Raw genomic sequence first — 14,830 nt, 5'->3', positions numbered from 1 at the left:
CACGCCTCGGTGTGAGTGGAGTACAGACGGGTCCCCTTCCCACCGGCCCACCCGTACGGGACGAGGGGGTGGCCGGCGCCGGCCACCCCCTCGCTTCGTGCGGAACGCGGAACCCCGCGACTCAGGCCGTCCGCGCCCGGCGGGAGACCACCGCGCGCAGCACCCGGCCGCCCTCGACGGAGAGTTCACGCGCCCGGCGCAGTCCGGTCGGGCCGTGGGCGGCCGTTTCGAGGACGGCCTGCTGACGGCGGAGCTCCCCCGCGAGCAGCGGGCCCGCGCCGTCCGCGTCCCCGGCCCGGCAGCGCTCGACGAGCCCGTCGGACACCCCGGCCGCGTCGTACCGCCCGTGCAGGGCGAGCGCCGCGACGGAGCAGTCGCCGGCCCAGGCGCGCAGGGCCTCGGCGGTCCAGGCCGCCGGGGCCTGCGCGAGCATGCGGCGTACGGCCTCGGCGTCCTCCGTGCCGTCGCCGTCGAGGTCGACGCGGGCCTTGGCGACGGCTTCGCCCCACGCGCCTCCGTCGCCGCGCGCGACGGCCGCCCACACGGGGCGCAGGGCGTCGGCCCGGTCGGGGGCGAGCAGCGGCAGACAGCGGTCGAGGCAGGCGAGTCCGGCCGCGGCCAGCCCTCGCTCGTCGGCCCCGTCGATCAGTTCCAGCAGGCTCCGGCCGTTCCCCGACGTCATGGACGCCTCCTCGCCACCCGATGCGGACGCAGTACTTCCACTACTGCGCCGAGGGGCGCTTTTTCGTCACTGCGCGGCCGGAATCATGCCAGTGGCCTTGGCGTGCTGCATAGAGGTCAGACGCCGGACGACGAGGATCGCGAGGACGGCGGCGACGGCGTCGAGGACGTAGCTCGCGAGGGACCACTGGGCCGCGAGGACGTAGGCCTCGGGGACCTCCGTCGCTTCGGGGGTCTCCGCCGGGACGTACATCTTCTCGGCGATCCAGTCCACCAGGGTGCTGACGAGCCAGAGCGTCCACCAGCCGTTGAGCAGCGCCAGCTCCCGCCTGCCGTCGGCGGCGTACGGCTCCCTGCGGCCGGCCCGCCAGATCTCGACGGCGATCGACCGCGGGATCCAGAGGTTGCCGAACGGGATGAACCAGCAGCCGATGGCGTAGCCCGGCGTCCGGGTCTGCAGGTCGGCGGCCCAGACCTCGGCGTTCTTCCGCAGCCGGTGGAACCAGACGATGAAGACGATTCCTGTCGCCAGGAACAGCGTGAACGACATGCCGTGGAGCACGCCCAGGTCCGCCCCGCCGAAGGTGGTCGGTTCGGCGTAGCCCCAGGCTCCGCCGATCAGGTCGCGGACGTCGGCCAGGCCGAGCACGACGTCGAAGAAGATGTTTCCGGCCAGCAGGGCCACGACGGCCTTCGCGAGGCCGTTCGGATCCTTGAGCGCGAGCAATTGGTTCCCCCCAGGAACGTGCGGCGGCCCGATGGCCGCCGCCGGGGGAACGTACGTGATCCGGACCGATCGCGTCCACGGCAGGAGGTCAGCGCACCTTCGCCGCCAAGGCCTTGAACTGCGTCCAGGTCAGCGTCGGTGGCGTCGGGTCCCAGACCTTCTGGGCGAGGGCCGCGAGCGGCAGGCGGATGCCGTCCGCCACCTGGGCCGGCGTCTGCGCCCGCGAGATGTCGCACCAGACCGCGAGCCGGCCGCCGAGGATCTGGGGGTCGTACCGCGCCGGCACAGGGGTGGAGCCGCGCAGGACGCGCGGGGTCCACTGCTCGTAGATCCGGCGGCCGGTGGGGTACGGGAACTTATTGGGCTCGCCCAGGATGTAGTAGAGGTAGTCGTCGTTGAGGTTGACCAGCCTGCGGCCCTCGTTCAGGTACGAGACGGGCAGCCGGGCGCCGATCTCGCGGCCCGTCCAGTACTCGACCTGGAGGTCCTTGTCCGGGCCCACCACCCCGCCCGTGAAGAAGCCGTCGTTCCAGGCCTTGAGGGTCTTGCCGGTGGGCCGGACGACGGCCGCGCGGTCGTTGAGCCAGCCGGTGGCGAGGTCCTGGACGCGGCCGGAGGGCCCGTACTTCGCGACCGCGGCCCGCGCCAGCTTCGGGTAGCTCGCCTCGGGGTTCCTGGACATCAGGGCGACGTACTCGTCGCCGCCGAGGTGCCAGTACGCCCCGGGGAAGAGCCCGGTGTACTCGCGCAGCAGCTCGTCGACGATCTTCGCCGCGTCCGGGTTCGAGATGTCGACGGTCCCGCGCGGGGTCCGGCCGCTCCCGCTGACGAGCTGGAGTCCGGGGTGGGCGGCGATGACGGCGCCGAGGTGCCCCGGGGAGTCGATCTCGGGGATCACCGTGACGTGGCGGCTCGCCGCGAGGGCGAGGATCCGGCGGACCTCGGCCTTGGTGAGGTGCTGGGCCGAGACGACCTCGGGGTGACTGGAGGACTCGATCCGGAAGCCCTGGTCGTCGGAGAAGTGCAGCCCGAGCTGGTTGAGCTTCAGGTCGCTCATCTCGCGGATGCGGTCCTCGATCCAGGCGGCGGTGAAGTGCTTGCGGGCGATGTCGAGCATGAGGCCGCGCTGCGGTTTCGCGGGCCGGTCGGTGACGGTCCCCTCGGGCATGGCGCCGGTGGCCTTCACCGACTGCTTGAGGGTGCGGGTGCCGTAGAAGACCCCGGCCTCGTCGGGGCCGGCGATCCGGACGCGGCCGCCCGTGACCGTCAGGGTGTACGACTCGGGGGCGCCCGTCCCGCCGAGGGCCAGTTCGACGTCCCCGGGCGCGGCCGCGGCGGCGCCGCGGTACGGGACGCCGAGCTCCCCGGCGAGCAGCCGCCCCTCGTCGGCGAGGGCCCCGCTGTTCGCGGCGAGGACGACCCCGCCCGTGGGCGCGGGCTTCCAGCCGGGGCCGCGGGCGGCCTGGTGGGCGCGGACGGCGGGGACGGCGCGGGGCGCGGTGGAGAGGGGGTAGCTCTTCGAGGGCGTGGGGGTGGGGGTGGGGGTGGGCGTCGGTTCGGGACTGGGCGGCGCGGCGCTCGTGGGCGCGGCGCTCACGGACGCGCCCGTGGCGGCCGGGCCGGAGGGCGGGCCGGACGGAGAACTGTTCGAGCAGGCCGCCGCGGTGGCCAGCGCCACCACGGTCGCCAGGAGGGCGGGGGCCCGACGAGGCCCTCGGGGGGAGTACCGCATCATTCGGAATCCTCCCGTAAGGACGGGGGTCCGACCAGTCGACGGGGCGGAAGCCGATCGTCCATCATCTGTTCCGAAACTCTCCCTTCCGGGTGAAAATCGCGCATCCGTCGGACACTTCCCTCTTCCCGTCGATAACGTTGAGTCACGTCCACCCCACCCGTCCCGGAGTACCGGAGTCCACGCTGACCAGCGACACCCACGCCCCCTGCCGGAAGCCGGGCGCCGCGGACACCCCTGCCATACCTGCCCAGCAGACCCACTCCCGGCACACCGGCGGTCTCGTCGGGTTCAACGCGGCCTCACCCGCCGAGGCGGTGGCGCTGCTGCTCTCCTGCTGCCACAGCACACGTTGGGCCGAACGGGTGGCGGCGCACCGCCCGTACCCGACCGTGGACGCCCTGCTCGCCGCCGCCGACGAGGCCGGATACGACCTCTCCCGCGCCGATCTGGACGAGGCCCTGGCCGCCGAGTCCTCCGCGCTGCCCCATCCCGACGCCCCGCCGGCCGCCCGGACCGCGCTGCGGGCCGCCCACGCCGCGTACGAGAGCAGCTTCGGCCACGCGTTCGTGATCAGCCTCGACGGAGTGCGCCCCGGGGAGCGCCTCGACCAGTTACTGGCCGGTATCCGGTCACGTCTCGGCAACGAAGCGGAGGAGGAGCGGGTGGTCGCCGCCGACGAGCTCCGCCGGCTCGCCCGCGCCCGACTGGCCTTCCGGGTCACCCAGGGGCTCACACCACGACACCCCGGGCCGTGATTTCGTCCGCAATGCGGTGATTCAGGCCTGTGCGATAGCCCGTCCGTGCCTGTTTGATCACACCGATGGACCCCGGGCGAGCGAACCGACAAGTCGTCGCTACGATGACCGGGGCCGGTGGACCGTACCCGGCCGGGTCTGACCGACAGAGAAGCCGGCCGGCCCTGATCCCCGCTCCCGGAGGGTTTTTCCGTGCCGGCTGGAACGCTGTACCGCGGCCGGGAAGGAATGTGGAGCTGGGTGGCTCATCGAGTCACCGGCGTCCTCATCTTCTTCTTCCTGTTCGTACACGTGCTGGACACCGCTCTCGTCCGCGTCTCCCCCGAGGCGTACGACGAGGTCGTCGCGACCTACAAGACGCCGATCGTCGCTCTTCTGGAGTACGGCCTGGTCGCCGCCATCCTCTTCCACGCGCTGAACGGCCTGCGGGTCATCGCCGTGGACTTCTGGTCCAAGGGCCCGCGCTACCAGAAGCAGATGCTCTGGACCGTCGTGGGCATCTGGGTCGTGCTGATGGCGGGCTCCCTGTACCCCGTCCTCGGCCACGCCGCACGTGAACTGTTCGGGAGCTGACGCCAGACATGTCGACTGACACCACCTCCGCGATCGGACCCGTCGAGGGCGGCGCGCGCTACGACGCGGACAACCCCGCGCCGTACATCGAAGCCCCCCGCAAGCGCACGGGCAAGACCCCGCGCGCGACCCGCGGCAACTTCGAGATGGCCGCGTGGCTCTTCATGCGCCTCTCCGGCGTGGTCCTCGTCGTCCTGGTCCTCGGCCACCTGCTGATCCAGCTCTTCCTGGACGGCGGCGTCTCCAAGATCGGCTTCGCCTTCGTGGCCGGCCGCTGGGCGTCCCCGTTCTGGCAGGTCTGGGACCTGCTGATGCTCTGGCTCGCCATGCTGCACGGCGCCAACGGTCTCCGCACGGTCATCAACGACTACGCGGAGCGGGCCAACACGCGCCTGTGGCTCAAGGGCCTGCTGTACACCGCCACGGTGTTCACCATCCTTCTGGGCACGCTGGTGATCTTCACCTTCGACCCGAACATCCGCTAGGCACGGGGCTGAGGTAATCCACGTCATGAAGATCCACAAGTACGACACCGTCATCGTCGGCGCCGGCGGCGCCGGCATGCGCGCCGCCATCGAGGCGACGAAGCGCAGCCGCACCGCCGTGCTGACGAAGCTCTACCCCACCCGCTCCCACACGGGCGCCGCGCAGGGCGGCATGGCCGCCGCGCTGGCGAACGTGGAGGAGGACAACTGGGAGTGGCACACCTTCGACACGGTCAAGGGCGGTGACTACCTGGTCGACCAGGACGCCGCCGAGATCCTGGCGAAGGAGGCCATCGACGCCGTCCTCGACCTGGAGAAGATGGGCCTGCCGTTCAACCGGACGCCCAACGGGACGATCGACCAGCGCCGCTTCGGCGGTCACTCCCGGAACCACGGCGAGGCCCCGGTCCGCCGGTCCTGCTACGCCGCGGACCGCACAGGCCACATGATCCTCCAGACGCTGTACCAGAACTGCGTCAAGGAGGGCGTGGAGTTCTTCAACGAGTTCTACGTCCTGGACCAGCTGATCACCGAGGTCGACGGCGTCAAGAAGTCCGCCGGCGTCGTCGCGTACGAGCTGGCCACCGGCGAGATCCACATCTTCCAGGCGAAGGCCGTGATCTACGCCTCCGGCGGCACCGGCAAGTTCTTCAAGGTGACGTCGAACGCGCACACCCTGACCGGTGACGGCCAGGCCGCCTGCTACCGCCGCGGTCTGCCCCTGGAGGACATGGAGTTCTTCCAGTTCCACCCGACGGGCATCTGGCGCATGGGCATCCTGCTGACGGAGGGCGCCCGCGGTGAGGGCGGCATCCTCCGCAACAAGGACGGCGAGCGCTTCATGGAGAAGTACGCGCCGGTCATGAAGGACCTCGCGTCCCGTGACGTCGTCTCCCGCTCCATCTACACGGAGATCCGCGAGGGCCGCGGCTGCGGTCCCGAGGGCGACCACGTCTACCTGGACCTGACGCACCTCCCGCCGGAGCAGCTCGACGCCAAGCTCCCGGACATCACCGAGTTCGCCCGTACGTACCTCGGCATCGAGCCGTACACGGACCCGATCCCGATCCAGCCCACCGCGCACTACGCCATGGGCGGCATCCCGACCAACGTCGAGGGTGAGGTCCTGAGCGACAACACGACGGTCGTCCCCGGCCTGTACGCCGCCGGCGAGGTCGCCTGCGTGTCGGTGCACGGCGCCAACCGCCTCGGCACCAACTCGCTGCTCGACATCAACGTCTTCGGCAAGCGCTCCGGCATCGCCGCCGCCGAGTACTCCGCCAAGAACGACTTCGTCGAGCTGCCGGAGGCCCCCGAGGCCTTCGTCGTCGCCCAGATCGAGAAGCTCCGCAACTCCACGGGCAACGAGCGGGTCGCCGACCTGCGCCGCGAGCTCCAGGAGACGATGGACGCCAACGTGATGGTGTTCCGCACGGAGCAGACCATCAAGACGGCCGTCGAGAAGATCGCCGAGCTGCGCGAGCGCTACGAGAACGTGTCCATCCAGGACAAGGGCAAGCGCTTCAACACCGACCTCCTGGAGGCCATCGAGCTGGGCAACCTGCTCGAACTGGCCGAGGTCATGGCCGTCTCGGCCCTGGCGCGCAAGGAGTCCCGCGGCGGTCACTACCGCGAGGACTACCCGAACCGTGACGACGTCAACTTCATGCGCCACACCATGGCGTACCGCGAGGTCGGCGAGGACGGCTCCGAGACCGTCCGTCTCGACTACAAGCCGGTCGTCCAGACCCGCTACCAGCCGATGGAGCGTAAGTACTGATGGCTACCCCCGTACTGGACAAGGTCGAGGCGGACTCCGCCGCCTCCCCGTACATCACGGTCACGATGCGGATCCGCCGCTTCAACCCCGAGGTGTCGGACGCCGCGGTCTGGGAGGACTTCCAGATCCAGATCGACCCGAAGGAGCGTGTGCTCGACGCCCTCCACAAGATCAAGTGGGACGTCGACGGCACGCTGACCTTCCGTCGCTCGTGCGCGCACGGCATCTGCGGCTCGGACGCGATGCGGATCAACGGCAAGAACAGGCTCGCCTGCAAGACGCTGATCAAGGACATCAACCCCGAGAAGCCGATCACGGTCGAGGCCATCAAGGGCCTGACGGTCCTGAAGGACCTGGTCGTGGACATGGAGCCGTTCTTCCAGGCGTACCGGGACGTCATGCCGTTCCTGGTCACCAAGGGGAACGAGCCGACCCGCGAGCGCCTGCAGTCCGCCGAGGACCGCGAGCGCTTCGACGACACCACCAAGTGCATCCTGTGCGCCGCGTGCACGTCGTCCTGCCCGGTCTTCTGGAACGACGGCCAGTACTTCGGTCCGGCCGCGATCGTCAACGCGCACCGCTTCATCTTCGACTCGCGTGACGAGGCGGGCGAGCAGCGCCTGGAGATCCTGAACGACAAGGACGGCGTGTGGCGCTGCCGCACGACGTTCAACTGCACGGACGCGTGCCCGCGTGGCATCGAGGTCACGAAGGCCATCCAGGAAGTGAAGCGCGCGCTGATCACGCGTCGTTTCTGACCACCGGTGTGGCGGGAAAGCCCGCTTCTGTACGCTGCGGCGTGCAGGAGCGGGCTTTTCCATCGCCGGGCTCTCCCTTGCCGGGCTTTTCCAATGCACAGAGAATCGGGGACTGATGAGCGAGCCGAACCCTTACGCGGACGGTGAGTACAAGTGGGGGCCGGGGCAGCAGGGCGGGACGCCCGGGAGCCCGGCGTACGGATATCCGCAGGACGCGACGCCCGGGTACGGGTACCCGCAGACGCCGCCGCCCTACCAGCCGACCCTGCCGGGTGGCGTGCCGGTGCCGCCGCAGCACGGGCCCGCGGGCGGGGGCGCACCGGTGCTGAGCCTCGGTGACATCACCGTGGTCGGCGACCAGATCATCACGCCGGCCGGGAACATGCCCCTCAAGGGCGCCGTGTGGAACGCGATGGACATGTCGCGGACCGAGGAGAAGATGCCGACGGTCGCGATCGTCCTCGCGGTCATCTTCTTCCTCTTCTGCCTGCTCGGCCTGCTGTTCCTGCTGATGAAGGAGAAGCAGACCACCGGCTTCATCCAGGTCACGGTGACCAGCGGCGGGCGCCACCACTCGACGATGATCCCGGCGACGGGCCCGGACACCTTCCACTGGGTCATGGGGCAGCTGAACTACGCGCGCTCGCTCAGCGTGTGACGCGCCGGGAGCCGGGGGTCAGCCGCCCACGAGGGGGACGAGTCTGAGGAAGACGACCTCGGTCTCCGGACCCACCGTCACCGTCTCGTCGAGCTCCTCGACCTGACGGTCGCCCACCAGGACCAGGAAGCCGTTGCGCCCAAAGGCCTCGACGGCCCGGGTGAAGGCCGCGTCACCGGCTTCCTCGTGCTCGACCCTGCGGCGGATCAGCTCCCGCAGGGTGAGCCGTTCTTCCGCGACGGGCAGGCGGGGGCCGGCCGTGCGGCCCCCCGTGGTCGTCTCGTCGACGAAGGTCACCGTTCCCATGCCGAGCAGGGTAGGGACGGCCACTGACAACGCCCCCGTCAGGCGTGCCAGCCCTGGGCGGGGCCGCCCGCCTCCGCCTCGACCATGATCCGGCGCAGCATGCCGTTGAGCAGGTCGCGTTCCTCGGGGGTGAGGACGCCGAGGAGCCGTTCCTCCTCGTGGCCGAGGACGTCCATCGCGCCGAGCCAGGTCTCGCGGCCGGAGGCGGTGAGTTCGACGACGACCCGGCGGCGGTCGGTCGTGGACTGGGTGCGGCGGACGAAGCCGCGTTTCTCCAGGGCGTCGAGGCGCCCGGAGACAGAGGCGGGGGCCAGGTCGAGGTCCTGGGCGAGTTCGGAGGGGGCGGCGCTGCCGCCGCGCCCCGCGAGCTTGTGGAGGGTGTCGAACTCGTGGCGTTCCAGGTCGAAGTCGACGAGGGACTGCTCCCTGACCCGGCGCAGATGGACCGAGAGCTTCTTCATCCGGGTGACCGCGCCTTCGACGACGGGGTCGAGGCGGGGCAGGACGGGCTGCCAGCGGGCGACGTGCTCGTCGGTCCAGTCGCGCGGTTCCTGCTGTTCCTCGGGGTGCGCCATGGGGTGATCGTACGTCGGCGGCGGCATCCGCCCCCCTCGAAGTATTTCGTTGACGAATTATTCGGCACCGAAATACTCTGCGGTCCATGGCCACCGCCCCCGAGCGCTCTCTCGTGTCCCCACCCGTCCCCCACCCCCTCCGCACCCGCCCCTTCCGCCTCCTCTTCACCGGCCGCGCCCTCTCCCTCCTCGGTGACGCCGCCATCCCCGCCGCCCTCGCCCTCGCCGTCCTGGAGGCCACCGGCTCCACCTCGGCGCTCGCCCTGGTCCTCGGCTGCGCGATGGTCCCCAAACTGCTCCTGCTGCCGCTGGGAGGCGTCGCCGGAGACCGCTTCGACGCCCGCACGGTCGCGCTCACCACGGACCTCGTACGCTGCGCCACCCAGCTCCTCGTCGGCGTCCAGCTGCTCGGCGGCGCCCCCAGCCTCGCCGTCCTCGCGGCCGCCGAGGCCCTCGGCGGCGCCGCCGGAGCCTTCGCCATGCCGACCGGCTCGCCGCTCGTGAAGGGCACGGTGCCGGAGGAGGCCCTGCACCGGGCCAACGCGGCGATGGGCGTCGCCCAGAGCGCCACCCGCCTCGCGGGACCCGCGCTCGCCGGCACCCTGGTCCTGACCGTCGGCCCCGGCTGGGCGTTCGTCCTGGACGCGGCCACCTTCGCCGTCAGCGCCCTGCTCCTGACCGCCGTACGGGTGAAGCGGGTCCCGATCCCGCGCCGCTCGCTCCGCGCCGACCTCGCCGAGGGCTGGCAGGAGGTCCGCTCCCGGGACTGGTACTGGACCAGCCTCGTCGGCCACAGCGCCTGGAACGGAGCCGCCGCCGTCCTGATGACCCTCGGCCCCGCCATCGCCGTGGACCGGCTCGGCGGCGGCACCACCTGGGTCGTCCTCCTCCAGGTCGGCGCCGTCGGCTTCCTCCTCGGGACGCTGCTCGCCGACCGGGCCCGCCCCCGGCGCCCGGTCCTGACCGCGAACCTCGGCCTCGCCACGTACGCGCTGCCGCTGGTGCTGCTCGCCCTCGCCGCGCCCGCGCCGGTGACGATCGCGGCGTACGGGCTCGCGCAGGCGGGGCTCGGCTTCCTCTCCCCCGTCTGGGAGACCGCCGTCCAGCGGGCGGTGCCCGTCCACGCGCTCGCCCGGGTCACCTCGTACGACTGGCTGCTCTCGCTCGCCGCGATGCCCCTGGGGTACGCCCTCGCCCCGCTCGCCGCCTCGGCCTGGGGCCCCGAAGTACCGCTCCTGGCAGCGGCGCTGGCGGTGGGCGGCTGCTGCGTGGGGACGGCGCTGGTGCCGGGGGTGAGGCGGTTCAGGTAGGGCTGTCAGTGGGGTCCTCTAACGTCGTGGGCATGGTGGGGATCACGGGCAGCGGACTGGATGAGGCGCTTGCGGAAGGGCCGGAGGTGGTCGGTGAGTTGATCGGCTCCCTGGGAGCGGAGGGGCGCCGGGAGTGGGCGCTCGCGCTTCATCTGCGGGCGTGCGGCCGCAGGCCGGACCAGGCATCGGCGGTCCTCGACGACCTGTCCCGGCAGGAGTTGGGCTGGAGCACCGAGGAGTCCGACGAACTCCTCGCGCGGCTCGTCGGCCGGGACGCGAAGGTCTCCCCGTACGAACTGCGGGGTTCGTTCATGACCCTGGTGCCGATCGCTCTCTCCGCGGCCGAGCAGGCGCAGGAGTTCGACTGGGCCCGGATCCGGGCGCTGCGCCGGACGGCCGAGTCGCTGCGCGCGTACCAGAGCGCCGAATTCGCCGTGATACGGGACCGGATGGACGTCCTGCTGCGCCGCGGGACAACGGCCCCGCAGGGCAGCCTCCCCCGCCACCTCCTCGACGGGCTCGACGAGTACGGCCCCGCGATGCGGGCCGCGCACCCGGAGCTGCTCACGGGAGCGGGGGTGGCGGACTTCCTCGGGCACTGCGGCCTCCTGGACAAGCCCAGGGCGACGCGGGCCTGGCGCAGGCGGGCGGCAACCCTGCTCGCGGAGACCGAGCGCGGGACGGAAGTGGTGCGGCTGCTCCTCGAAGGGATCGCCGCACAACCGGAGCACCGGGTGACCGACCTCAGCGAATTCGGCATGCCTCTTTCCCATCTCGCCGGCGACACCAACACCTCCCTCGTCCGCGGCCTGATGTGGGCGGCGCTCGACGTCGACGCCGACTGGGTCGTGCCGCTCGTCGGGGCCGTCGCGCTGCACGCCGGGACCGGGCTCGGCGGCTCCGGCGGGTTCTGCCGCAGCCAGACGCTGGCCACCACCGCCGTCGCGGTGCTCGGGGAGTGCGGCGGCGCCCGGGGCGAGGAGGCCGTGCAGTGGCTCGGGCGGCTGCCGAAGAAGGTGAAGAACCGGACGGTGAACAAGGGCATCGCGAAGGCCCTGGAGGCGGTGGCGGCCCGCTCCGGGCTCACCCCCGCGATGCTCCGCGAGCGCGGGGTGGCGACGCTCGGTCTGGACGGGCGCGGGGTCCGGGAAGTGCCGCTCGGGGCGTACACGGCGGAGCTCTCGGTACGGGAGCCGGGCGCGGTCGCGCTGTCCTTCAGGGGCCCGGAGGGGAGGCCCCTGAAGACGGCGCCGAAGGCGGTCCGGGAGGCGCGCGCGGAGGAGCTGAAGGAGGTCAGGGCGGGCCTGAAGGAGCTCAAGGGCCTGGTGGCGGCCGAGCGGTCCCGGCTGGAGGAGCACCTCGCGGCGGGGACGGTCTGGCCGGCGGAGGACTGGCAGCGGTACTACGTCGACCATCCGGTGACCGGGGCCCTGGCCCGTGCGCTGCTCTGGGAGGTCGCGGAGGGTTCGGCGGACGGCGGGTGGACGGCCGGCGTCCCGGAGCGGGCGGGCGGCGGCTGGACCCTCGCGGGGTACGACGGGACGGCGTGCCCGGTCGGCCCGGGCGCCCGGCTGCGGCTGTGGCATCCGCTGCGGGCCGGTGGCGAGGAGGTCGCCGAGTGGCGGGCCGCGCTGGCGGAGCGGGAGGAGCGCCAGCCGTTCAAGCAGGTCTTCCGCGAGGTGTACCCGCTGACTCCGGCGGAGCTCGCGACCGGCTCGTACTCCAACCGCTTCGCGGGGCACGTCCTGCGGTACGGGCAGGCGCGGGCGCTGATGGCCGAGCGCGGCTGGGCGGGGAACCACCTGGGGTACTTCTCGGACGGCTGGTCCTCGGAGCTGGTGAAGGAGCTGCCCGCGCCGGGTGAACTGCCGGCCGGGGAGGGGACGCGCTGGCGGGCCCGGTTCTTCGTGGAGCTGGTCGACGAGGGGGCGCGCGGGGGCGGGGTGGCCCGGCTCTGCTCCACGGACCAGGTGCGCTTCGAGTGGCGGGCGGGCGCGGCGGGGGCGCGGGGCGCCTGGACGGCGGCCGCGCTGACCGACGTACCGGCGCTCGTGCTCTCCGAGGCGCTGCGGGACGTCGACCTGTTCGTGGGGGTGGCGTCGATCGGGGCGGATCCGCAGTGGCGGGACCGGGGGGAGGACCGGGCCTACGACGGGTACTGGGAGAGCTGGTCGTTCGGCGAGCTGACGGAGTCGGCGCTGATCCGGCGCGAGACGCTGGCCCGGCTGCTGCCCCGGACGCGGATCGCGGACCGGGTGGAGCTGACCGACCGCTTCCTGCGGGTCCGGGGCGAGCTGCGCGCGTACCGGATCCATCTGGGCTCGGGGAACGTGCTGATGGAGCCGGGCGACACCTATCTGTGCGTGGTGGAGGACCGCGTGCGGGACCGGGGGAAGGTGTTCCTGCCGTTCGAGGAGGACGGCGGGCTGCTGTCGGTGATCCTGTCGAAGGCGCTGCTGCTCGCCGCCGACGACCGGATCACCGACCCGACGATCACCTCGCAGATACGCCGCGGCTGAGCTCGGCGGCCACCTCCGCGAGAGCCGTATCCGCGAGAGCCGCCTCCGCGAGAGCCGTCTCCGCGAGAAAGGCGACGAGCAGCCGGGGTGGTCGAGGAGCTCGCGCACGTCCTCGACGTGGGTGTGCGGGGCGTCCACGGGGCCGTCGCCGGCCAGGTCGTGAGAGAGCGTCACCCTCCGGTCCCCAAGGGGCGGTGCATGACCGGGACATCTCATCCCCCAAGCGACTTGAACACGTTCAAGAGGAGGTCTACAGTCATGACTGCCAGCTTTTGAACGCGTTCAAGGGAGGGTGGGGCATGGACCTCACTGTCGTCGCGTACATCGTCTACCTGCTGATCAGCGTGGCCCTCACCATCTGGGTCGCCCGCACGCTCAGCCGCAACGGAAGGATCTTCCTCTCCGACGTCCTGCACGGGAACGAGAAGCTCGCGGACGCCGTCAACCACCTCCTGGTGGTCGGCTTCTACCTCGTCAACTTCGGCTTCGTCGCCCTCTACCTGAGCCAGGACGCCGCCGTCGTCGACGCCCGGGCCCTCTTCGAGGCCCTCTCCGTGAAGCTCGGAGTGGTCCTGCTCGTCCTCGGCGTGATGCACCTCGGAAACGTCTACGTGCTCAACAAGATCCGCCGCCGCGGGGTCATGGAGCGCGAACAGGTGCCGCCGGTCGGCCCCCAGGGCTGGACCGCCACCCCCAAGGGCGGCCCCTGGGCCCCGCCCGCACCCCAGGGCTGACCGCGATGCCGGGACCGGTGACCCCCACGACCCCCGTGGGACGTTTGACCGTGCTGTACGACGCCGACTGCCCGCTCTGCGTGCACCTCAGGCACTGGCTGCTGCGCCAGCGGCAGCTCGTCCCGCTCGACTTCGTACCCGCCGGCTCGCAGCAGGCACGACGCCTCTTCCCGGCCCTCGACCACACCGCCACCCTGCGGGAGATCACCGTGATCGGGGACCGGGGCCAGGTCTACCGCGAGACCTCCGCCTGGATCGTCTGTCTCTGGGCCCTGGCCGACCACCGGCCCAAGGCCCACTGGCTGGCCACTCCCGCCGGACAGCCCTTCGCCCGGGTGACCGTCCTGGCGGCAGCGAAGTGGCGCGAGGCCCTCAAGGCGCAGGGGCCGGACGACGGGCCCTGCCGGGACGGGCACTGCGAGGTGCCCGGTCCGCCCGGTTAGGCTCGGCCCTGTGAAGGACGTGAAGGAAGAGACGAAGGCCGACGAGAAGAAGGCCCCCAAGAGCGAGCAGACCCGCACGCTCATCCTCGAAACCGCGCTCCGGCTGTTCAAGGAGCGCGGTTACGACAAGACGACGATGCGGGCCATCGCCCAGGAGGCCGGGGTCTCCGTCGGCAACGCGTACTACTACTTCTCCTCCAAGGAACACCTCGTCCAGGGCTTCTACGACCGGATCGCCGAGGAGCACCAGGCGGCCGTCGAGCCCATCCTGACCGGCCCCGAGAAGGACCTGACCGCCCGGATCCGCGGGGTCTACCTCGGCTGGCTCGACATCGCGGAGCCGTACCACGAGTTCGCGGCCCAGTTCTTCAAGAACGCCGCCGACCCGGACAGCCCGCTCAGCCCCTTCTCACCCGAGTCGGAGGGCCCGCGCGAGGCGGCGATCGAGGTCCACCGGCGGGTCATCTCCGGCGCCTCGGTCAAGGTCGACCCGGAACTGAAGGAAGCGCTCCCGCAGTTGCTCTGGCTCCAGCAGATGGGCCTGGTGCTGTTCTGGGTGTACGACCGCTCGGAGGGCGCGGCGAACAGCCGGCGCCTGGTGGAGCGCCTCGCGCCGGTCACCGCCCGCGCGATCTCGCTCTCCCGCTTCCGGATCCTGCGCCCGCTGGTCAAGGAGACGCACGAGCTGCTCTCCGACTTCATGCCGACGGCGGCCGGAATGGCGGCCTCGGGCAAGCCCAAGAAGCGGACGAGCCCGAATCCGCAGGGCACCCCCTAGGGGGCGTCTTGCC

The 14,830-nt window shown here is 71.7% G+C and carries 16 protein-coding genes; 11 read left to right on the top strand and 5 right to left on the bottom strand.

Annotated elements, in window-relative coordinates:
* Nucleotides 1-121: 121 nt before the first annotated feature.
* The 3 genes from ABZ318_RS20550 to ABZ318_RS20540 form a co-directional block, all read right to left on the bottom strand.
* The gene (locus ABZ318_RS20550) at nucleotides 122-682 is read right to left on the bottom strand and encodes a hypothetical protein (RefSeq protein WP_356903892.1); all 561 of its coding nucleotides are present in this window, start codon (nucleotides 680-682) and stop codon (nucleotides 122-124) included.
* A gap of 66 nt (nucleotides 683-748) precedes the next feature.
* The gene (locus tag ABZ318_RS20545; protein WP_356903891.1) at nucleotides 749-1,408 is read right to left on the bottom strand and encodes a DUF4328 domain-containing protein; all 660 of its coding nucleotides are present in this window, start codon (nucleotides 1,406-1,408) and stop codon (nucleotides 749-751) included.
* Between the two features lie 88 nt (nucleotides 1,409-1,496).
* The gene (locus ABZ318_RS20540) at nucleotides 1,497-3,143 is read right to left on the bottom strand and encodes a glycoside hydrolase family 20 protein (RefSeq protein ID WP_356903890.1); all 1,647 of its coding nucleotides are present in this window, start codon (nucleotides 3,141-3,143) and stop codon (nucleotides 1,497-1,499) included.
* 137 nt (nucleotides 3,144-3,280) lie between these two features.
* On the opposite strand from ABZ318_RS20540, the gene ABZ318_RS20535 reads away from it, so the two are divergent.
* From ABZ318_RS20535 to ABZ318_RS20510, 6 genes are all read left to right on the top strand, one after another.
* A complete protein-coding gene (locus ABZ318_RS20535) occupies nucleotides 3,281-3,898 on the top strand; it encodes a 2-oxo-4-hydroxy-4-carboxy-5-ureidoimidazoline decarboxylase (RefSeq protein ID WP_356903889.1) in 618 nt (205 codons plus the stop codon).
* A gap of 192 nt (nucleotides 3,899-4,090) precedes the next feature.
* Nucleotides 4,091-4,471, top strand: coding sequence for a succinate dehydrogenase, cytochrome b556 subunit (sdhC, locus tag ABZ318_RS20530; protein WP_015035721.1), 381 nt, complete (start codon nucleotides 4,091-4,093; stop codon nucleotides 4,469-4,471).
* An 8-nt stretch (nucleotides 4,472-4,479) separates the two neighbouring features.
* Entirely contained in the window at nucleotides 4,480-4,956 is a 477-nt protein-coding gene (locus tag ABZ318_RS20525; protein ID WP_356903888.1) for a succinate dehydrogenase hydrophobic membrane anchor subunit, read from the top strand.
* A gap of 25 nt (nucleotides 4,957-4,981) precedes the next feature.
* Entirely contained in the window at nucleotides 4,982-6,736 is a 1,755-nt protein-coding gene (gene sdhA / locus ABZ318_RS20520; protein ID WP_356903887.1) for a succinate dehydrogenase flavoprotein subunit, read from the top strand.
* On the top strand, nucleotides 6,736-7,494 hold the full coding sequence (locus ABZ318_RS20515; protein WP_356903886.1) for a succinate dehydrogenase iron-sulfur subunit: 759 nt from the start codon (nucleotides 6,736-6,738) through the stop codon (nucleotides 7,492-7,494). The genes sdhA and ABZ318_RS20515 overlap by 1 nt, the downstream gene beginning before the upstream one ends.
* A gap of 115 nt (nucleotides 7,495-7,609) precedes the next feature.
* Nucleotides 7,610-8,152: a hypothetical protein gene (locus ABZ318_RS20510; protein ID WP_030687534.1), complete on the top strand. Its 543-nt coding sequence runs from the start codon at nucleotides 7,610-7,612 to the stop codon at nucleotides 8,150-8,152.
* Between the two features lie 18 nt (nucleotides 8,153-8,170).
* Here ABZ318_RS20510 and ABZ318_RS20505 read toward each other — a convergent pair whose 3' ends face one another.
* Both ABZ318_RS20505 and ABZ318_RS20500 read right to left on the bottom strand, forming a co-directional pair.
* Complete coding sequence (locus ABZ318_RS20505; RefSeq protein WP_356903885.1) at nucleotides 8,171-8,458, bottom strand: hypothetical protein; 288 nt, start codon at nucleotides 8,456-8,458, stop codon at nucleotides 8,171-8,173.
* A gap of 38 nt (nucleotides 8,459-8,496) precedes the next feature.
* Nucleotides 8,497-9,033 (bottom strand): MarR family transcriptional regulator, encoded by a 537-nt coding sequence (locus ABZ318_RS20500; RefSeq protein WP_356903884.1) that lies wholly within the window; start codon nucleotides 9,031-9,033, stop codon nucleotides 8,497-8,499.
* Between the two features lie 86 nt (nucleotides 9,034-9,119).
* On the opposite strand from ABZ318_RS20500, the gene ABZ318_RS20495 reads away from it, so the two are divergent.
* The 5 genes from ABZ318_RS20495 to ABZ318_RS20475 all read left to right on the top strand — a co-directional run bounded on the left by ABZ318_RS20495 (nucleotide 9,120) and on the right by ABZ318_RS20475 (nucleotide 14,817).
* Nucleotides 9,120-10,343, top strand: coding sequence for an MFS transporter (locus ABZ318_RS20495; protein WP_356903883.1), 1,224 nt, complete (start codon nucleotides 9,120-9,122; stop codon nucleotides 10,341-10,343).
* Nucleotides 10,344-10,375: 32 nt separating this feature from the next.
* A complete protein-coding gene (locus ABZ318_RS20490; protein ID WP_356903882.1) occupies nucleotides 10,376-12,862 on the top strand; it encodes a DUF4132 domain-containing protein in 2,487 nt (828 codons plus the stop codon).
* Between the two features lie 299 nt (nucleotides 12,863-13,161).
* Nucleotides 13,162-13,596 (top strand): hypothetical protein, encoded by a 435-nt coding sequence (locus ABZ318_RS20485; RefSeq protein ID WP_356903881.1) that lies wholly within the window; start codon nucleotides 13,162-13,164, stop codon nucleotides 13,594-13,596.
* A gap of 5 nt (nucleotides 13,597-13,601) precedes the next feature.
* Nucleotides 13,602-14,039 (top strand): DCC1-like thiol-disulfide oxidoreductase family protein, encoded by a 438-nt coding sequence (locus ABZ318_RS20480; protein WP_356903880.1) that lies wholly within the window; start codon nucleotides 13,602-13,604, stop codon nucleotides 14,037-14,039.
* 10 nt (nucleotides 14,040-14,049) lie between these two features.
* The gene (locus tag ABZ318_RS20475) at nucleotides 14,050-14,817 is read left to right on the top strand and encodes a TetR family transcriptional regulator (RefSeq protein ID WP_356903879.1); all 768 of its coding nucleotides are present in this window, start codon (nucleotides 14,050-14,052) and stop codon (nucleotides 14,815-14,817) included.
* Nucleotides 14,818-14,830 lie beyond the last annotated feature (13 nt).

Source organism: Streptomyces sp. NPDC006197 (assembly GCF_040613865.1).
In the GTDB taxonomy this organism is placed as follows: Bacteria; Actinomycetota; Actinomycetes; order Streptomycetales; family Streptomycetaceae; genus Streptomyces.
Note: the sequence above shows the minus strand (reverse complement) of the source record. Positions and strands in the feature narration are given on the sequence as shown.